Origin of the sequence: Micromonospora sp. NPDC005257 (assembly GCF_042872445.1) — a bacterium.
In the GTDB taxonomy this organism is placed as follows: domain Bacteria; phylum Actinomycetota; class Actinomycetes; order Mycobacteriales; family Micromonosporaceae; genus Micromonospora.
Genome location: NZ_JBIAKL010000001.1, coordinates 296,532 through 313,528, shown reverse-complemented (window position 1 = coordinate 313,528; position 16,997 = coordinate 296,532). Strand labels below are relative to the sequence as shown.

Sequence of the window (16,997 nt, the reverse complement as noted above, 5' to 3'; positions counted from 1 at the left end):
TCACCCCTTCCGGTCCAGTCCGGGCAGCACCCGCAGGCGCCCGCGGGCCGCCGCTCCGATGCGTACCCGGGGCTCGGCCGCGGCCCAGCGGTCGACGCTGCGCCGCAGCGACGTGATCGCCAGCTCGTCCAGCGACAGCCGGTTGGAGTCGACCCGGCCGGTGTCGTCGATCTCGTTCGCGCCGATCTCCCGCAGCATTATCACGCCGCGCTCACCCGCCGCGGGCCGGCGCAGCTCCAGCACCTTGAAGCTCGTACCCGGCAGGAACAGCACCCGGTCCTCGACGTGCTCGTCGCCGTCGGGCTCCAGCAGGCTGGTCCGGCGGGCGGTCATCGACCAGATCAGCACGTCGGTGTCGCCGTCCTCGGACGCGCACGGCTGGGTGAGCGCGTTGAGAAAGCTCCAGTCGGTGACCAGCCGCCGGTCCTGGTAGAGCGCCCACTCCCCGGCGGTCGGCGACAGCCGGTAGACGGTGGTGCCCCGGAAGGACGGCAGCCGGGAGACCCCGGCGACCACGCAGCGCGCGAACGGCACGTGCGGCCCCTTACGGCCGGACCGCAGGCCCGCGTCGACGCCCGGCCCACGGCCGGTCAGGTAGAGGCGTAGCGCGACCGAGTCGGCGAGCACGTCGTCCGTGGACACGCCGGAGCCCTGCATGCCGGGGTGCTCGGACATGATCCGGGACACCGAGCTGGCCATCACGTCGAACTCGCGGCTCAGCGTGCGGCGCAGCCAGGCGCGCTCGTCGGCGAGCCCCTTCTTCTCCGACAGCAGCGCGCCCGCGCCGGCCGAGGGCACCGGCTGCACCCGCGCCTCGGCGGCCACCTCCGACGGCTCGGCCGTCTCCACCGGCTCGGCTGTCTGCGCCGGCCCGGCCGTCGTCGCCCGCTCGGCTGTCGTCGCCCGCTCGGCTGTCTCCACCGGCCCGGCTGTCTCCATCGGCGTGGCCGTCTGCGCCGGCGTGGCCGTCTGCGCCGCTCCAGCGGCGGCGTGCGCGGCGGGCGGCAGGTCGACGGCGACGACCGGCATCGACGCCGGGGCCGCCACCGGCCCGGCCGCCACGGGCGGTGGCGTCGCGAGCGCCTGACCGAAACCGGCGGGCATGGTCGGCGGCGCCGGCTCGTCGAAGCCGGCCGGCACGGTGGAGGGGCCGGGGTACGCCTCGCGTCCGGTCTCCTCGACCGGCGCCGCCGACGGCCCGCGCCCGGAGTCGGGGACCACCGGCCCGGCGACCACGGGCGCGGTGGGCGCCGTCGGCGCGGCGGGTGCGGCAGGCGCGGCAGGTGCGGCCGGCTCGGCGGAGGCGGCCGGCTCGGGAGTGGTGGCCGGCGCGGCGGGCGTGACCGGCTCGCCGACGACGACCGGCGGCGTGGGAGCGGCCACCACGACCGGCGCTGCCGGGAACGGCATCGCGGGTGGCGGCGGCAGCTCGGACCCGAGCGGCACCGAGGGGGGTTCCGGAAGCTCCGGCCTGAGTGGCGCCGAGGGTGGTTCGGGCAGGACGGCCGCGACCGGAGGCGCTGCCGGAACCGGTCGCTCGGACAGGGCCGGAGGCGGCGACGGAAGCGGCCGCTCGGACCCGGCCGGAGGCGGGACCGGCCGCTCGGACCTGAGCGGGGCCGTCGGCGGATCCGGCAGCGCGGACACGAACGGCACCGCGGGCGGAGCCGGCAAGTCGGATCCGGGCGGCGCGACCGGGGACGGCGGCAGTTCGGGCACCGCCGGGGGCGGCGGCAGCGTGCGCGTCCGCTCGGCGGCGAGGGCCGGGACCGGGGCGGGAACGGCGACCACCACACCGTCCGCCGCGGGCGGGGCGACGGCGGCGGGTGGGGTGACCTCCAGGTACGCGCGCAACGGCACGGTCGTGTCCGCCGCGGCCGTCCCGGCCTCCAGATCGACGACCATCTCCGCCCGGCTGGGCGGTTTCGCGCCGGGTACCAGCACCGACGCCGGCATCAGCGCGCGGCTCGTACCCGCCATGCCGTCGACCCGCGCGCCCAGGTCCAGCGCCAGTTCCCGCATCCGGTGGGCGGTCGAGTGGACGGTGTCGTCGAAGACGAGCGTGCCGCTGCGCGCGTCGAGCATCGCGGACCGGACCTGATCGGCGTTCCTCGGCTCGGCGGTGGAGCGCACCCAGAGGCCGGTCTGCACCACCTCGACCACCGCGCCGGGGGCGAACCAGTAGACCCGGGGTGCGACCTCCTCCGCCCCGGCCAGCGGCGGGCGGTGGCTGAGCACTGTGGGCCGGCGGGCCCGCGAGTTGGGGTGCGCCCGGGGCGAGTAGGACAGTTCCAGCGCGTACGGCGCCCAGCCGAACGTGCCGTCGGGCAGCACGGTCCGGATCTCGTAGCGCTGCGGGCTGCCGATCGGCACGCCGGTGTAGCAGGTGACCTCGGTGTTCAGCAGGTCGGCGAGCGCCTGGCCGAACGCCTCGCCCTCCGGGATCCGGACCTCACCGAACTCCACGAAGCGCACCCGCTGCCGGTTCTCCTCGTCGAGTCCGCGCCAGAAGCGCACCACGTCGTCGAGCGACAGCGGCGGCGTGCCGGGGCAGCCCAGCAGCACTGTCATGGTCTCCGCCTGGCAGGGCACGTACGCGGTGAGCCGCTGCCGTTGCGGGTCGACCACCTGCGGGTCGCGATTGCTGTGGATCCAGACCCCGGCCGGGATCGGCTCGATCTCGGCGGTGGCGCTGGACGGCCGGGTGTCGATCGCGGCCCGGTCCCATCGCGGCGTCGGATAGCGCTTGGCGTCCCAGGCCGGCGGGCGGCCGGGCCGGAACCGCACCCAGCCGCTGCCCGGGGCGGAGTGGACGAACAGCGTTCCGGCCGAGCCGCGTACCAGGTCGCCGTCCGGGGCGATGACTGTGCGGTTGAGGCGCTCGGACAGCCACTGACCGGCCATCGCCGCCGAGTTGCCGTGCCGGCCGCAGGCGATGAGCCGGATGCCGCGGCGGCGGCGCGGCAGCATCCCGGCCATCGACTCCCAGGCGCTGATCGGCATCCCGTCGCCGAGGTCGAGCACGACCACGTCGTTCTCCGCGTCCTCGATCATGGACAGCGCCAGCGACTGGGCCTCGGGACTGATGGCGTCCTCGGCGTGCACCACGAGCGCGTTGCCGACGGTGTGCTGGACGACGCCCTCCGGACGGTCCTTGCCGCCGCCGAACAGGTCCCGGATCCGGGTTGCCATGATCGACCTACCCCACTTCTGCGGCCGCGAGGGCCCTCATGCTCAGTCCCGGCCCCTGGGGCACCAGCGCGAGCAGCTCTCTCGGGAAGGGAACGTTCACGACCCGGTCGAGGTTGAGTGCCCGCACCGCGTCCTGGTCGCCGATCGGGTACGCCTTTCCGTCGTCCGCGATGTACGTCGGCAGGGGTTGCGCCGCACCGGAGCCGACCGGCGCCGGGAGCACCGCCATGCCGCTGCCGGGCGCGGTGAGCACCGACGTGCGGCCGTCGGGGCGGACGCCGGAGCGGGCCAGCGGGACGAGCACCGCGGTGCTGTCGAACCGCGTCCCGTCCACCGGGCTCTGGCGCAGGCACAGCGCGTACGGGCCGGGTTCCTGCGGGGTGAGGCCGGTCAGGTCGGGCAGCCGGGTGAGCAGCGACCGGTCGGCCGACATCCGCGCCGCGGCGAGGGCGGCGGCGCTCAGCTCCACCGGCTCCTCACCGGAGGCGGCGGTGGCCAGCAGGAACTCGGTCCGGCTCAGCGGCGCGAGTCCGTCGCGGCGCAGTACCAGGAACTGTTCGGCGCCGGTGTCGGGTCGCTGCCGGAACAGCGTGCCGATCGGGTACGTGCGGTCGCCGACCCGGCCGGAGCGGCCCGCGCCGGGGATGGTGGCCGGGGCCAGGTCCGGCCCGTCGGGCAGGAAGCCGAGCCAGTCCTGCGGGGCGGGCACCTTGCGGGTGGTGGTGGCGCCGAGGGCGGCGAGCACGGCCGGGTCGGTGACCCGGTGCTTGCGGCCGGCGGTCACCAGGTAGGTGGGCCCGTCGGCGCGGCGTACGACGGCGAAGCGGTCGGCCGGCACCGGGACGGCCTCGGCGCGCGGGTCGAGGTTGATGCCGAGCCGGTCGCCGGGTTCGTCGGCGACCGAGCCGGGCAGGCAGGCCAGCCACGGGCCGGCGACCATCGACCCGATGGCGACCGACTGCGGGGCGCCGTCGATGCCGATCGACGGCCCGCGCGGAACGTCCTTGATCGACTCCTTGGAGATGAGCTTCACGGTGGCGCCGCCGCCCTGGATCAGCATGGCCGAGGTCAGGTTCGGCGTGGGGCGCAGCACGCCATCGAGGTAGACGTACCGGTTGCCGCTCTCCTTCTCCACCAGGATCACGCCGCTCTTGGTGTACGCCTTGCTGCCGCCGGGGACGATCCAGCCGTAGACGGCGAACCCGGCCACGACCAGGACGCTGATGAGCACGCCGAAGGCCAGGCCGGTGACGGCGCGCTGCCCGGGTATCTCCGCCGTCGACGGGTCACCCTGCACCAGGGCGGAACTCAACCGGCCCATCATGAACTGGTGGGCGTGGACGTGGTCGCGCTGAGTCTGCACGGCCGGCTACCCGAAGAGCCCGCGGGCCCAGGCGTAGAGCCCCAGCACCTGGGCGAGCACCGGCAGCACGGCCAGTCCGGTGGCGACGTCCAGCCCGCCGGCCGTGTACTCCCAGAACGGCAGCATCCGGCGCGGCCACGGCCGCAGCGCGGCCATCACCAGCGGCACCAGGAGGGCGACGAGCCCGCCGAGCAGGACGTACCGGCCGGTCGGGGCGAGCTTGTCGGAGAACATCAGGGCCACCATGAGGTAGCCGACGGTACCGGCCGCCACCAGGGCGATCCGCTGCCAGAATCCGAAGAAGGTACGCGAGCGCAACAGGATTGCACTCGATGTCACGAGCACGAGCGTCCACCCGGACCAGCCCGGCGCCCGCATGGTCTGCTGCATCAGCAACGGCAGGACCAGCGCGGACGCGGTCATGCAGGCGGTCAGGTAGGTGTCCGCCTCGTCGGCGCGCGACTTGACCAGGTCGGAGTCCTCCGGCTCGATGTCGTACGACATGTCGGCGCCGGTCTTGGGCAACTGCGGTCCGCGCAGCCGGGCCAGCTTCACCGCCGCCCGGGGCGCGATCACGATCAGCACCAGGATCACCGACACGGCCACGGCGGAGACCTCCGGCGCGGTGAGCGCGAAGCCGTCGCCGGCCAGCAGCACGAGCACCACCATCGCGGCGGTCAGCGCGACGATCAGCAGCGGGGCGAACGGCATGACCGGCGTGACCGTCCGCTGCGCGATCAGCAGGAACGCGGTCACCGCGACGATCGCGACGGCGGCGGCCAGCCCGGCGGTGGCGTTCCAGGCCACGCCGTCCGGGTCGCCGTCGACGGCGCTGGACGCGGCGACCGCCGCGAAGAACGCCGCGCCGCCGCCGAACAGCAACGGGAACGCGCCGTCGCTCTGCTGGCGGGCGCTGACCATCGACGCGGTGAACAGGCCGGCCGCGAGCACCGCGCCGCCGATCACCTGGGGCAGCACCGGGCCCCGGTCCACGAGCACGGCGGCGATCAGGCCCATCGCCACCACACAGAGCACCAGGAACAGCACCCGGCGGTACTCCGGCTGCCACCTGTCGGCCCGTCGGTTGACCACAGTGGCGACGCCCTCGGCCAGGTCGTCGAAGTCGAGTTCGGGCAGCGGGTCCTGCGCCGGGCGCAGGTGCAGCTCCTCGCCCTCCAGCCAGTCCAGGCTCTCCGGCGTGCCGGACAGCTCGAACGGCGCCTGGCCGACGCGTTGCAGCACCCACGACTCGTCGGGCGCCTCGCCGTCGGGGACCCGGGCCAGATCGGTGGTGTGCCGCACCAGCAGCGGCATCAGGTTCGCCACCGGCATCCGTACCGGCACGGCCAGGTCGGCCCGGCGGGCCGGCCCGATCACCGTGATCCGGCACAGTTGGTCGTTCAGCGCTGCGGTCACCAGCGAGCCTCTCTCATCGGGCCGTGTCCGACACGAAACCGGTCTGCATCAGGCGTACGCCGCGCCGGGTGACGAGCTGGGCGCGTCCGGGCGGCAGTTGGCGGGGCTTCGCCTCGCCGAGGAACTTGCCCTCCTCCTTCGGGTAGGAGAAGAGCGTCGCGGGCGTGCCCAGCTCCCACATCCGCCGGATCACCGGGTCCATCATGGCCCGCATCGCGCCGGAGGTGCTGCGCGCGACGATCACGTGCAGGCCGATGTAGGCGCCCTGCGCGAGCAACGGCAGGAGCGGGTCCAGCGTCGAGCCCATCCCGGTGCTCTTGGTCATCAGGTCGTAGTCGTCGACGATGACGAACAGCTCCGGCCCCTCCCACCAGTCGCGTTTGCGCATCCGCTCGGACGAGACGTCCGCACCGGGCATCCGCCGGTTCATCGAGACCGACGCCTGGCCGGCCAGCTCGTGCATCTTGTCGCCGGTGAACGCGAAGCCCACCTGGTACGCGGCGCCGATCGCGGTGTCCAGGTCGCGGCGCGAGTCGCCGAGCACGACCTTCGCCCGCTCCGGCGGGTAGTGCTGCTGGATGGACCGCAGGACGAGCCGGAGCAGGTTGGTCTTGCCGGTCTCGCTGTCGCCGAGGACCAGCATGTGCGGCGTGGCCATGAAGTCGTGCCAGACCGGGGCGAGACGCTGTTCGTCCTGGCCGATGACGAACTTGAAGTCGGACTCGGGCGGCGGCAGCGTCTCGACCATCAGGTGCGCCGGAAGCATCCGTACCGGCGGGGCGGCCGGGCCGGGCCAGAACGTGCCGATCTCCTCGACCACCGACTTGGTGGCCTCGGCCAGATCGCCCACGTCGGAGCTGCCGTCCATCCGGGGCAGCGCGGCCAGGAAGTGCAGCGCGCCGTCGGTGAGACCCCGGCCGACCTGGTTGGGGACGGTGGCCGCCTTGCGGGAGCCGTGCTCGGACTCCATCGCGTCGGCGAGCCGCAGCTCCAGCTTCGTGCCGAGCAGGTCCCGCATCCAGGTACGCAGCTCCGACCACCGGGTCGCCGTGACGATCACGTGCACACCGAAGGACAGGCCGCGCGAGGCGAGTTCCTGGAACTTCTGCTCCAGCTCCTGGAAGTCCTGCTTCATCGTGTACCAGCCGTCGATGACCAGGAAGACGTGCCCGAAGCCGTCCTCGATCACCCCCTCGGCGACCTTGGCCAGGTAGCTGGACATGGAGTCGAGCCCGTGCCGGGCGAACTCGGCCTCGCGCTTCTCCATGACCTGCAGGACCTCCTCGACCGTCCGGACGACGCGATCGCGTTCCATCCGGGTGGCGATCGAGCCGACGTGCGGCAGGCCGGCGATCGAGGCGAGGCCGCCACCGCCGAAGTCCAGGCCGTAGAACTGCACCTCGCGCGGCGTGTTTGCCAGCGACAGCGCCAGGATCAGGCTGCGCAGCAGCGTCGACTTGCCGCTCTGCGGGGCGCCCGCGATGCCGACGTGGCCGTCGGCGCCGTTCAGGTCGACCACCAGGAGTTCGCGCAGCTGCTCGGCGGGCCGGTCCACGACGCCCACCGGAACCCGCAGGCCACCCTGGGCGTTCGGGTCGTCGATGGTCATGCCGCGTACCGGATCGGGCAGCACGCTCGGCATGAGCGAGTCCAGGCTCGGCGCGTAGGACAGCGGCGGCAGCCAGACCTGACGGGCCGGCGGGCCCGAGCCGGCGAGCCGGTCCAGCAGCACCTCGACCAGGCTCGGCCCGTTCGCGTCGGCGGCGGCCTCCTCGATCTGCTGGGCCGGACGCTCCGGCCCGGGGTCGTGGCGCACCGCCACCTGCCGGGTGGTGAACGGCACCACGTCCGCGGTCGGCTCGTCCCCGGCATCCGCGACGCCGCCGCGGCGTCCACTTCCGGTGTACGCGCCGGAGACGTACGCCGCCTTGAAGCGCACCAGGTTCGTGGTGTCCACCTTGAGGTAGCCGTTGCCCGGCTCGGGCGGCAGCTCGTACGCCGCGCCCACGCCGATAACCGACCGCGACTCCATCGAGGAGAACGTACGCAGCGCCAGCCGGTACGACAGGTGCCCCTCGACCCGGTTGATCCGCCCCTCGTCCAGGCGCTGGGAGGCGAGCAGCAGGTGCACGCCGAGCGACCGGCCGAGCCGGCCGATGGACACGAACAGGTCCATGAACTCGCTCTTGCTGGACAGCAGCTCGCTGAACTCGTCCACGACGATCAGCAGCACCGGGAACGGCACGAGCTGGGCGCCGTTGCCGCGCGCCTTCTCGTAGTCGAACAGCGAGGCGTAGCCGCTGGCCCGCAGCATCTCCTGCCGCCGGGTCATCTCGCCGTTGAGCGCGTCCTGCATCCGGTCGACCAGCGGCAGCTCGTCGGCCAGGTTGGTGATCACCGCCGAGGTGTGCGGCAGCTTGTCCATGCCGAGGAAGGTGGCGCCGCCCTTGAAGTCGACGAGCACCAGGTTGAGGATCTCCGAGCTGTGCGTCGCGGCCAGGCCGCAGACGAGGGTACGCAGCAGCTCCGACTTGCCCGAGCCGGTGGCGCCGATCAGCAGGCCGTGCGGGCCCATGCCGCCCTGCGCGGACTCCTTCAGGTCCAGCTCGATGACCTCGCCCTCCTCGGTGACGCCGATCGGCACCATGAGGCGGTTGCGTTGCGGGGTCCGGGTACGCCACAGGGCCGGCACGTCGAAGGTCATCGCGTCGCGGATGCCGAGCAGCGTGGTCAGCTCGAAGCTGGTGTCCAGCGGCTCGTCGGACACCTCCAGCGTGCCGCTGGTCCGCTTCGGCGCGATGATCCGCGCGAGAGCCTCGCACTGGGTCCGGTCCAGGCCGTCACGCCTGGCCGAGCCGGTCGTCGCGCCGGCCGGGAACTCCACGACGTCGTCGGTGACTGTCAACCGCAGCACCTTGGGGCCGCCGGGCATCGCGCCGGTGAGGTCGAGCAGCACCACGTTGCGGATGCCCGCGCCGAGCAGGCGGGAGCTGTCCGGCAGGTCCACCAGATGCGCGACGATCACCAGGAACGGCTCGCTGGTGGTCGGCCTGACGGCCCGGTCGTGATCGCCCCGGTCGGTGATCTCGGGGCCGAGCATGTCCATCAGCGCGTCGTGGCTGCCGGCGAACATCCGTACCGGGCCGGCCGCGTCGTACGCGGTGGGATGCGCGTTGTGCGGCAGCCACTTGACCCACTCCCACGGGCCCCGGTGCACCTCGGCGGCGAGCACCGCGATCCGCAGCTCGTCCGGGGCGTGGAAGGTGGCCAACTGCGCCACCATGGCGCGGGCCAGGTCGATCGCCGGATCGATCGCGCCCTCGAACTCGACGCTGGTGAAACTCGGCAGGCCGACCGAGGTCGGGATGCCGGACACCGTCCGGTACGCCTCGGAGAACCGCCGCAGCGAGATCGACGACAGCGGTTCGAGGTCCTCGATCGGCTTGGTGGACGGCGGGTTGAACTTCAGCATCGCGGTCTGCCGGCCGAGGCCGATGCGGACCCGGCCGAAGTCGTCGTGGCTGGGTCGGCGCTCCCACAGCCGGCTGCCCATCGCGATCGACCACAGCCAGCCCGGCTGCGGGTTGTTCCACAGCACGTGCCGGCGCTGCTGGTCGGCCGCCTCGCGGGCCTGCTTGCGCAACTGCCCGATGTAGCGCAGGAAGTCGCGCCGTTCGCCGCGCATCTTGCGCTTGCGCTCGGACGCCGCCCGGCCGATCTGCATGACGCCCATGAGCAGCATGCCGCCGGCCATCGCGCCGCCCATCACGTACATGATCGGGGTGCGGTTGTAGAGGCCGAACATGGCGAGCATCGCGCCCATGCCGAGGCCCATCGGCACGACCATCGCGAACGAGCGGAAGTCGAGCGGGGCCTCCTCCGCCATCAGCGGCGGCTCCTGGAGCTCGACCGAGCCTTCCGGCGCCTCCGGACCCGGCGCGCGGGGCGGGCGCTTGACGGTGACCGTACTCATCCGATCGTCCCCGCGCCGGCGTCGTCGCCGCCCCAGACGGTGCGCTCCTGGCGCAGCAGCTTCACCGCGTAGCGGTCGTTGCGGTAGCGCTCGGCGACCTTGACGTCGTCGTCCTCCTCGGCCTGGCGCTTCTTCTCCTTCTTCGCGCGTTCCTCCTCGTCCTTGCGGAGCCGCTCCTGCTCGGCCCAGAACGCCTCGGCGCGGGCGGCCGCCGCCTTCTCCTCCTCGGCGAGCGACCTCGTGAACTCCGCGTCGCTGACGCCGGGCTCGCCGCACGGGCGCATCTTCTCCGGGTCGGCGCTGAAGAAGTCGACGGTGCCGTCGGACGGCCGGGGCGCCGCCTTCGCGGGCGCGACCCGCCGCCACACGGCGCGGGGCGGCTGCGGTGTCTCCGACATGGTCACCCTTCCCTGCCGTCGTCAGTTGACGTGCCGGTCAGCCAGTCCGCGTCGCTGAGGTCGTCCCAGCCCGTCGTGTCGTCCGGGTCGTCGTCCGGGCGGACCAGCGGCACGTGGTCGTCGGCCGCCGGCCGGGCGTGGTCACCTCCCCAGACGGCGTCGTCCTCACGCAGGCCGGCGGCGGGCTCACGCTCGGCACCGGGCTCACCGTCGTCGTCGCGGTCGGAGCGGCGCCGGACCCCACCGGCCCGGGCCGCGTCGTCGGCGTCCGAGCCGGACCCCTGCGGGCCGGGACCGGCGACTCCGGCCACGGCTGCGGCGCCGGCCAGGCCGAGCGCGCCGGGGACCGCGACGGCCACCTCACCGTCGGCCACGACAGCGGCGACGCCGGTCCTGCGGTGTGTCCCCTCCGGGCTTCCGCCTCCCGGGGTGGTCGACGGGTTCGGTGCGGCCGTCTGGGCCGGCGGGTGCGCCGCCGGGCCGGACTGTCCTGACCGTCCTGACTGTCCTGGCTGGCCTGACTGTCCTGACTGGCCGGGTGGCCCTGGTTGGCCCGGCTGGGCGGGTTGGCCCGGCTGGGCCGCGGCCACCGGAGCCGGCGCGACGGCTGCGGGCGGCTCGGCCCGTGACGGCGGTTCCACCCCCGGAGACAGGTCGACCACGGTCGGCAGCTCCACCGCCACCGGCGGCGCCACCACCTCGGGCACCGGCGCGGCCGGCGACGTACCGCCGGTGGCGGGCACTGGCGCTGCCGGAACATCCGGCGCGGCAGGTGCCCCGGCGGCGGCCTCCGGCACGCCCGGATCCGGGCCGACCGGACCGGCCGGATCTGGTTGCGGGCCGGGCAGGTCGGCGTCCGGCCGAGAACCGCTGGCGTCCGCGCGGCCGCCCGCCGTGCCCTCGCCCGGTCCCGGCCGCGGGCCGGGCACGCCGGTAACCGGCACGGCGCCGTCCAGTCCTCCGCCGCCGGAGGCCGTGCCGTCGCCCGCCTCCGGCGAGCCGTCGCCCGGTCCGGCCGGGATCCAGTCGGCCTCGTCCGGCCGGATCAGGCCGGACGCGTCGGACGCGTTGCGGGGTGTGTTTCCGGCGGGCGCGTTGCTGCCCGGCAGGCCGGCCACCGGCGGCGTCGCGCCGGTGCTCAGCGGAGCGAAACCAGCCGGCTCCCCCAACCCGGCGCCGCCCGCGACCGCCCCCGTGGGCGCCTGCGGTGCCGCGGCGTCGGGGGTCGACGGGCGCCAGTCGTCGGCGTCCGCCTCGATCAGCCCGGATGCGTCGGGAGCCTCCGGCACCCCGCTGCCGGACGTGCCCGCACCGGCGCCCGGCGCACCCGGCGCTCCGGGCATCATCGGCATGGTGGCACCGGCCGGCGCCGCGACCGGCGAATCGACGCCCGGTGCCACAGGCGGGACGGCGGGGATCTGCGGGCCGTCGACGCCGAGCCCGTCGCCACCGGCCGGCGTACCGCCGGACCCGTCCGGCACGCCCGCGTCCACACCCACCGGTCCCCAGGTCTCGGCGTCGCCGCTGACGAGCCCTCGGGCGTCGGGCGACTCGGCTCCACCGGGGCTGTTCGCGCCGCCCGCCGGCCCCGGCATGCCCGGCATCGGAGCACCCAGCCCGGCGCCGCCGGACGAGGCGCCGGCGGGTGCGCCGGGAATCTGCACGCCGTCGAACCCAGGTGGCCGCCAGTCCGCCTCGTCGCCCTCCACCAGGCCCTTCGCGTCCGGCGCCTCGGGGACACCCGAGCCGGCACCACCGCCGGCGCCTGGCGCACCGGCGCCCGGCATACCCGGCATCATCGGCGACTGGAAGCCGCCGCCACCGGGCACTGCGCCACCGGGAGCGGCCGGGATGTCCACACCGCCGACGGCGCCGGGGGCGAAGTCGTCGCCGTTGCCGAGCAGCCCGTTGGCGTCGGGCTTCTCCGGCAGCCCAGGGCTGCCGCCCGCGCCCGGCCCGGCACCGCCGGGCGAGCCGATGCCCGGCACACTCGGCGCGGTGAATCCCCCGCCTGGCCTGCCGACGCCTGTTCCGGTGCCCGCGCCGGCTCCGGGCTTCGGACCGCCCACCTCGCCGGGGCCGGAGAACGACGGCGGCTTGATCGAACCGGCGCCGCCCGCGCCGCCGCCGGCGCCGCCCGCGCCCGGTGGCTTGATGCCCGGCGGGACGACACCGGGCCCCAGCCCGCCCGGTAGGCCGGCACCCCCCGGGAGGCCACCGCCGGGGAAGCCGCCGCCGGGCGCGTTGATGCCAGGCCCGTTGATGCCGGGCGGGTTGATGCCGGGCGCGTCGAAGCCGGGCAGCCCGCTGCCGCCGCCACCGGGCGTGGGGCCACCGATCCCGCCGGGGCCGGAGAACGACGGCGGGGTGAAGGTTCCCGGCCCCTGACCGGCGCCCGGTCCTCCGGCGCCGGGGCCACCCGCCAGGTTCGGCGGCGTGATCGTGGGCACCGTGATGTTCGGCGGCGTGGTGAAGCCCGGCGTGGTGATGCCGCCGACGGGTGGCGTGGTGAACACCGGCGGGGTGAGCGTCGGCGGGGGCGTCACATTCGGCGAGGTGAAGGTCACCGACGGAGGCGGCGGCCCCGTCGGCATGTTGATGCCGGTCGTGGGCATGGTCACCCCGGACGTGCCCGCCTTGTCGGTGGCGATCTTGTACTGCTCCGCGACCGTGTGCACGACGTCGGACATCTGCTTGGCCATCGGCTTCTCGTACTCGGTACCGCTGATCGGCACCGGGTCCTTCTCGTTGCCGACCCCGTTGGTGGAGGCGATGGACGCCCAGGCGCGGTCCAGATAGGTGATCGTCTGCTGGGCCCAGGACAGATAGTTGGCGGCGTCGTAGAGCTGCGACGGCAGCGACGTGACGTTCGTCGAGGAGTTGATGCTGTTGGCTGCCGTGGTGGAGTCCGGAACCGCGCCGCCGGCCAGGTGTTCGGCCTGCTTGCCGAGCAGGTCGGCGTAGAAGTTCATCTTGTCCCGGAACCCGTTGGCCGCCGGCCCCTTCCACGCCTTGTCGTCGCCGACCATCGACGCCACGGCGGTGCGGATGGTCTGTTCGAGCCAGATCAGCAGATCCTGCGTCGCCTGGAAGGCCTGGGCGGCCGCGATCACCGACCCCACGTTGACGCGGGTCTCCGCGTACGTCCGCCCCGCCTCGCTGACCACCGCGGCGCCGCCGTTGACCGCGGCCTCGAGCTTGCGCCAGCCGCGGGTCTCGGTCGCCCAGGTCCGGTAGTCGTACAGGTCGCCGACCGGGATCACCTTCGGCGGGAAGGTGGCCGCCTCCTCCGAGGGGTCGTTCCACCCGTCGAGTTTGCTCTCACCGAGGCCGTTGCCCATGCCCTGTCCCTCTTCGCGAGCTGCCGGACCCGTCCGCCCGCGTCAGTTGCCGTCGGTCTTGATGATCTTCTGGCCGTAGGTGCCCAGATTGTCCAGGCCCTTGAAGGAGTCACCCATGATCTCGCCGAGCTTGTCCGTGGTCATCGCGTTGAGTTCTTCGAGGTTCCCGTAGTCGGTGGCCATCTTCAGCAGGGCCTCCTGCACGGCGAGGAGGGCGGTGTTCATGTTGACCAACATGTCCTTCATGTCGCCCTTGACGCCGCCGTCCTGGGCCGTCGCCCCGACGACCGCCTGCCGCAGCACCTCGGCCCGGGCGAAGGCGCCGGGCCGCGGGTCGACCGCGCTGAGCCGGTCGGCCGTGGTGAGCAGGATGTTCCCCGGGCCGGCGACCTTGCCCAGCACCTCGTTCGCGAACCACCTCAGCGCGGCGGTGTTCACCGCCACGCCGTTGGTCGAGGCGGTGTCACCCTTGAACGTCGGGTCGACCCCCGGCGGCTTGAAGCCCGAGTTCGTCGGCTCGTCGATCCAGTCGGACTTGTCGGTGAACGCGGGCGGCGTCACGTTCGACGGGTCGGTGATCCTGTCCTTGTACGTCTTGACGAGGTTCTGCCAGCCGCCGCCGTCGAGGATGTTGTTCACGTACCACTCGCGGGCGTCGATCCACTCCGGATGCTCGGCGCGGACCTGGTTCTTCCACCCCTCCAGGTTCACCCCGGTGCCGTACTGGCTGTTCGTGCCGTGCTTGGTGTAGTAGTCCATCCAGGAGTCGTACGCCGCCTGCACAGTGCCGTGGGGCTGCTTGAGGGCGGTGTCGCCCATGCCGTAGGCGTCCATCGTGCTGATGGCTTTGTCGTTGGGATATCCCCAGTCAATGCGGGCCAAGGAGCTCACTCCACTCGGGTTTCGACGGCGGAACGAAGGCACAGACCCCAGCGGCCCGGGTCGTCCAGCTCACCGGACCGGGGACGGGCGACGCGGGCCGCCGCGTGCCCGCGGCGGCCGCCCGGCGGATCAGCCGCCGCGGACGTCGTTCCAGATCATGGCGTGACGCTGCTCGGTGGTGCCGTAGTTGTCGGAGATCTGCAGCAGCGTCTGCCGAGCCTGCTCCAGGTAGCCGACCATCGAGTCGGCCGCCTGGTTCCAGACCAGCTTCGAGACCTTGTACTGCTGCTGGGCGGCACCGGTCCACTCGGCGAGGCTGGCCTCGACAGTGCGCTCCATCTCGTCCAGCGCCGACTGGATCTGGCCGTTGATGCGGTGCATATCGGTCAGCACGGCGTCTGCCTGCACGAAATCGAAGGTGTAGTTGGACACGTCAGTCCTCTCGGGAGATCGGGGGTGGGGGTGAAGCTCAGATGCCCGGCAGGGCCGCGCCGAAGGAGTTGGCCACGCTCGACGCCTCGTCCTCGGCCGTCTGGTAGCCCTTGGTGGTCACGCCCATGACCTCGAGCATGTTCAGCAGCTCGTTGATCACCCGCTGGAACGCGTTCTCCCAGTTGTCCATGGCCTGGTTGAAGCCCTGCGACGCCTGGCCGGTCCAGGAGGAGATCAGGATGGCCATCTGCCCGTTGACGGCGCGCAGCTGGCCGGTGAATTCGGTGGCCTTGTTGGAGAACTCCTGGGCAGCCCGCTGCATACCCGCTTCGGTGGTGCTGACGGTCGGCATCGTCACGGCCGGACTCCTCGTGTCAGGGAAAGGTGGCAGGGAAGAGTGTTGATCCGCGGCCGTGCCCGGCGGCAACCCGGCTACGCCACCATGTCCGAACGTCACCCAACATTGCACGGCAGCGCCCCCGGAACCGGCGGCGCCGGCCGACCGCCCGGGAAGAGTGGTTGCACTTTCATGCACTGATCCCCGACCGGAGTTCCGGCGCGACGGCGTGGCGTCTTCACTTGACCGCGACGTCGAGGGAGTGGTCCGTCGTGAACTACAGCGAGCGCATCGAAGGCCTGTTCCAGGAGTACGAGCGTCAGCGCAACAGCCTCGCCGAGATGCAGGCCCGGATGAGCGCGCTCTCGGCCACCGCGATGTCACCGCGCCGAGAGGTGAGCGTCACCGTCGGCCAGAACGGCGTGCTGACCGACATCCAGTTCCCCTCCGGCGCCCACAAGCGGCTCACCACCGCGGATCTGACCCGGCTCATCCTCGACACCTATGCCGACGCCAAGGAGCAGGTCATGAACCAGGCGGCAGACGTGCTGGCGCCGATGCTGCCGGACGGTGTGGACGCCCACAAGCTGGTCCGGGGCCAAGCCGGGACGGACGCGTTCCTGCCCAGGGAACCGCGGATGGTGACGAGTGTGCGGGAACTCCTGACCCGGGGGCCCGAATGATCAGCAACAATCCCGGCGGGCGGCTGTGGGTCGACCCGGACGGCGTGGAAGGGCTCGGCAAGGCGTACGCGGCGCACGTGCAGCTCTACGAGTCCTACCTCGCCGAGCTGACCGCCCTGCGCGCCCGGTACGCCAACGCGTGGGGCGACGACGACATGGGCGAGCAGTTCTCGACGAAGTTCCTGGAGGGCCTGGACAACCTCGAAGCGATCATCGGCAGCGTCCGGGGAACCCTGCGCTACACCGCCCAGGGGCTCACGGAGAGCAGCCGGGCGTACCGCGAGGCGGACGAGGCCGCCCTGGACGTCAGCCGGAAGATGGCCAAGGACTTCGACGGCCTGACCTACCCGACGCGGAGGGCGGTCGCGAGCCCGGCGCTGGAGCCCACCGAGGCGGGCGAGCCGCACCGGGCCCGTCTGATGTCCCGCCGGCTGGCGGTCGGTGTGCCGGCTGGCGAGCCGGACGCCGAGCAGGGTGAGCCGCACCGCCCCCGTCTGAGGCGCCTGGCGGTCGGTGAGCGGGTCGCCGTACCGGCCGCCGACCAGGCCACGCTCGCGCCACGGCAGTACGGCACCCCGATGCTGCCGGTCCAGCCCGCCGAGCCGCTGACCCCGCTCACCCCCGCCCACCCGGCCATCTCGTCGTACTTCATGCGGCCGGAGTACGCGACCGCGCACGTCGGCGGCCGGCCGCTGCCCGAGGAGTACCGGCTGATCTCACTCAACCCGTTCGAGGACGGCAGCACCCGGGTGGACGCGAACCTCTACGACTCGATCACCCCGCTGGCCGGCACGCCCGTGACCACTCCGGACGGTCAGCCGATCGACCCCGGACAGGGCCGGTTCTTCGTGGTCAAGGAGAACCCGGTCGTGGACCCCACCGCACCCGGCTACCAGCCGTTGTACCTGAGCTACGCGCCCGACGGCACACCCACCCCGATCATCCTCGGCGCCTGAGCCACCCACAGGCGCCCCGGTAGG

At 73.3% G+C, this 16,997-nt stretch carries 11 protein-coding genes; 2 read left to right on the top strand and 9 right to left on the bottom strand.

What is annotated here, in order from left to right:
* The 9 genes from ACFYO8_RS01200 to ACFYO8_RS01160 all read right to left on the bottom strand — a co-directional run bounded on the left by ACFYO8_RS01200 (position 1) and on the right by ACFYO8_RS01160 (position 15,355).
* Positions 1-3,192, bottom strand: a complete 3,192-nt coding sequence (locus tag ACFYO8_RS01200) for a hypothetical protein (RefSeq protein ID WP_354864153.1) — start codon at positions 3,190-3,192, stop codon at positions 1-3.
* A 7-nt stretch (positions 3,193-3,199) separates the two neighbouring features.
* Positions 3,200-4,555, bottom strand: coding sequence for a type VII secretion protein EccB (eccB, locus tag ACFYO8_RS01195; protein ID WP_354864154.1), 1,356 nt, complete (start codon positions 4,553-4,555; stop codon positions 3,200-3,202).
* A 6-nt stretch (positions 4,556-4,561) separates the two neighbouring features.
* Positions 4,562-5,971 carry a type VII secretion integral membrane protein EccD gene (gene eccD, locus ACFYO8_RS01190; RefSeq protein WP_354864156.1) on the bottom strand — a complete coding sequence of 470 codons (1,410 nt, stop codon included), beginning with the start codon at positions 5,969-5,971 and terminating at the stop codon, positions 4,562-4,564.
* A gap of 13 nt (positions 5,972-5,984) precedes the next feature.
* Positions 5,985-9,944: a type VII secretion protein EccCa gene (gene eccCa / locus ACFYO8_RS01185; RefSeq protein WP_355095537.1), complete on the bottom strand. Its 3,960-nt coding sequence runs from the start codon at positions 9,942-9,944 to the stop codon at positions 5,985-5,987.
* The gene (locus ACFYO8_RS01180; protein WP_354864160.1) at positions 9,941-10,342 is read right to left on the bottom strand and encodes a hypothetical protein; all 402 of its coding nucleotides are present in this window, start codon (positions 10,340-10,342) and stop codon (positions 9,941-9,943) included. Before ACFYO8_RS01180 ends, eccCa begins: the two co-directional genes overlap by 4 nt.
* A 2-nt stretch (positions 10,343-10,344) precedes the next feature.
* Complete coding sequence (locus tag ACFYO8_RS01175; RefSeq protein ID WP_357708462.1) at positions 10,345-13,683, bottom strand: hypothetical protein; 3,339 nt, start codon at positions 13,681-13,683, stop codon at positions 10,345-10,347.
* Between the two features lie 42 nt (positions 13,684-13,725).
* Positions 13,726-14,574 carry a hypothetical protein gene (locus tag ACFYO8_RS01170; protein ID WP_355047409.1) on the bottom strand — a complete coding sequence of 283 codons (849 nt, stop codon included), beginning with the start codon at positions 14,572-14,574 and terminating at the stop codon, positions 13,726-13,728.
* Between the two features lie 120 nt (positions 14,575-14,694).
* Positions 14,695-14,997 (bottom strand): WXG100 family type VII secretion target, encoded by a 303-nt coding sequence (locus ACFYO8_RS01165; RefSeq protein WP_354864166.1) that lies wholly within the window; start codon positions 14,995-14,997, stop codon positions 14,695-14,697.
* Positions 14,998-15,034: 37 nt separating this feature from the next.
* Complete coding sequence (locus ACFYO8_RS01160) at positions 15,035-15,355, bottom strand: WXG100 family type VII secretion target (protein ID WP_354864168.1); 321 nt, start codon at positions 15,353-15,355, stop codon at positions 15,035-15,037.
* A gap of 251 nt (positions 15,356-15,606) precedes the next feature.
* Between ACFYO8_RS01160 and ACFYO8_RS01155 the strand changes: the two genes are divergently transcribed.
* Together ACFYO8_RS01155 and ACFYO8_RS01150 are read left to right on the top strand one after the other, a co-directional pair.
* Positions 15,607-16,017 carry a YbaB/EbfC family nucleoid-associated protein gene (locus ACFYO8_RS01155; protein WP_354864170.1) on the top strand — a complete coding sequence of 137 codons (411 nt, stop codon included), beginning with the start codon at positions 15,607-15,609 and terminating at the stop codon, positions 16,015-16,017.
* A complete protein-coding gene (locus tag ACFYO8_RS01150; RefSeq protein WP_354864172.1) occupies positions 16,014-16,973 on the top strand; it encodes a hypothetical protein in 960 nt (319 codons plus the stop codon). The genes ACFYO8_RS01155 and ACFYO8_RS01150 overlap by 4 nt, the downstream gene beginning before the upstream one ends.
* The last annotated feature ends 24 nt before the right edge of the window (positions 16,974-16,997 follow it).

What these genes read in the sequence shown, in the direction of transcription:
- ACFYO8_RS01200 (WP_354864153.1), bottom strand. Translation starts at nt 3,192, where the DNA reads ATGGCAACCCGGATCCGGGACCTGTTCGGCGGCGGCAAGGACCGTCCG.
- ACFYO8_RS01150 (WP_354864172.1), top strand. Translation starts at nt 16,014, where the DNA reads ATGATCAGCAACAATCCCGGCGGGCGGCTGTGGGTCGACCCGGACGGC.
- ACFYO8_RS01180 (WP_354864160.1), bottom strand. Translation starts at nt 10,342, where the DNA reads ATGTCGGAGACACCGCAGCCGCCCCGCGCCGTGTGGCGGCGGGTCGCG.
- ACFYO8_RS01175 (WP_357708462.1), bottom strand. Translation starts at nt 13,683, where the DNA reads ATGGGCAACGGCCTCGGTGAGAGCAAACTCGACGGGTGGAACGACCCC.
- eccCa (WP_355095537.1), bottom strand. Translation starts at nt 9,944, where the DNA reads ATGAGTACGGTCACCGTCAAGCGCCCGCCCCGCGCGCCGGGTCCGGAG.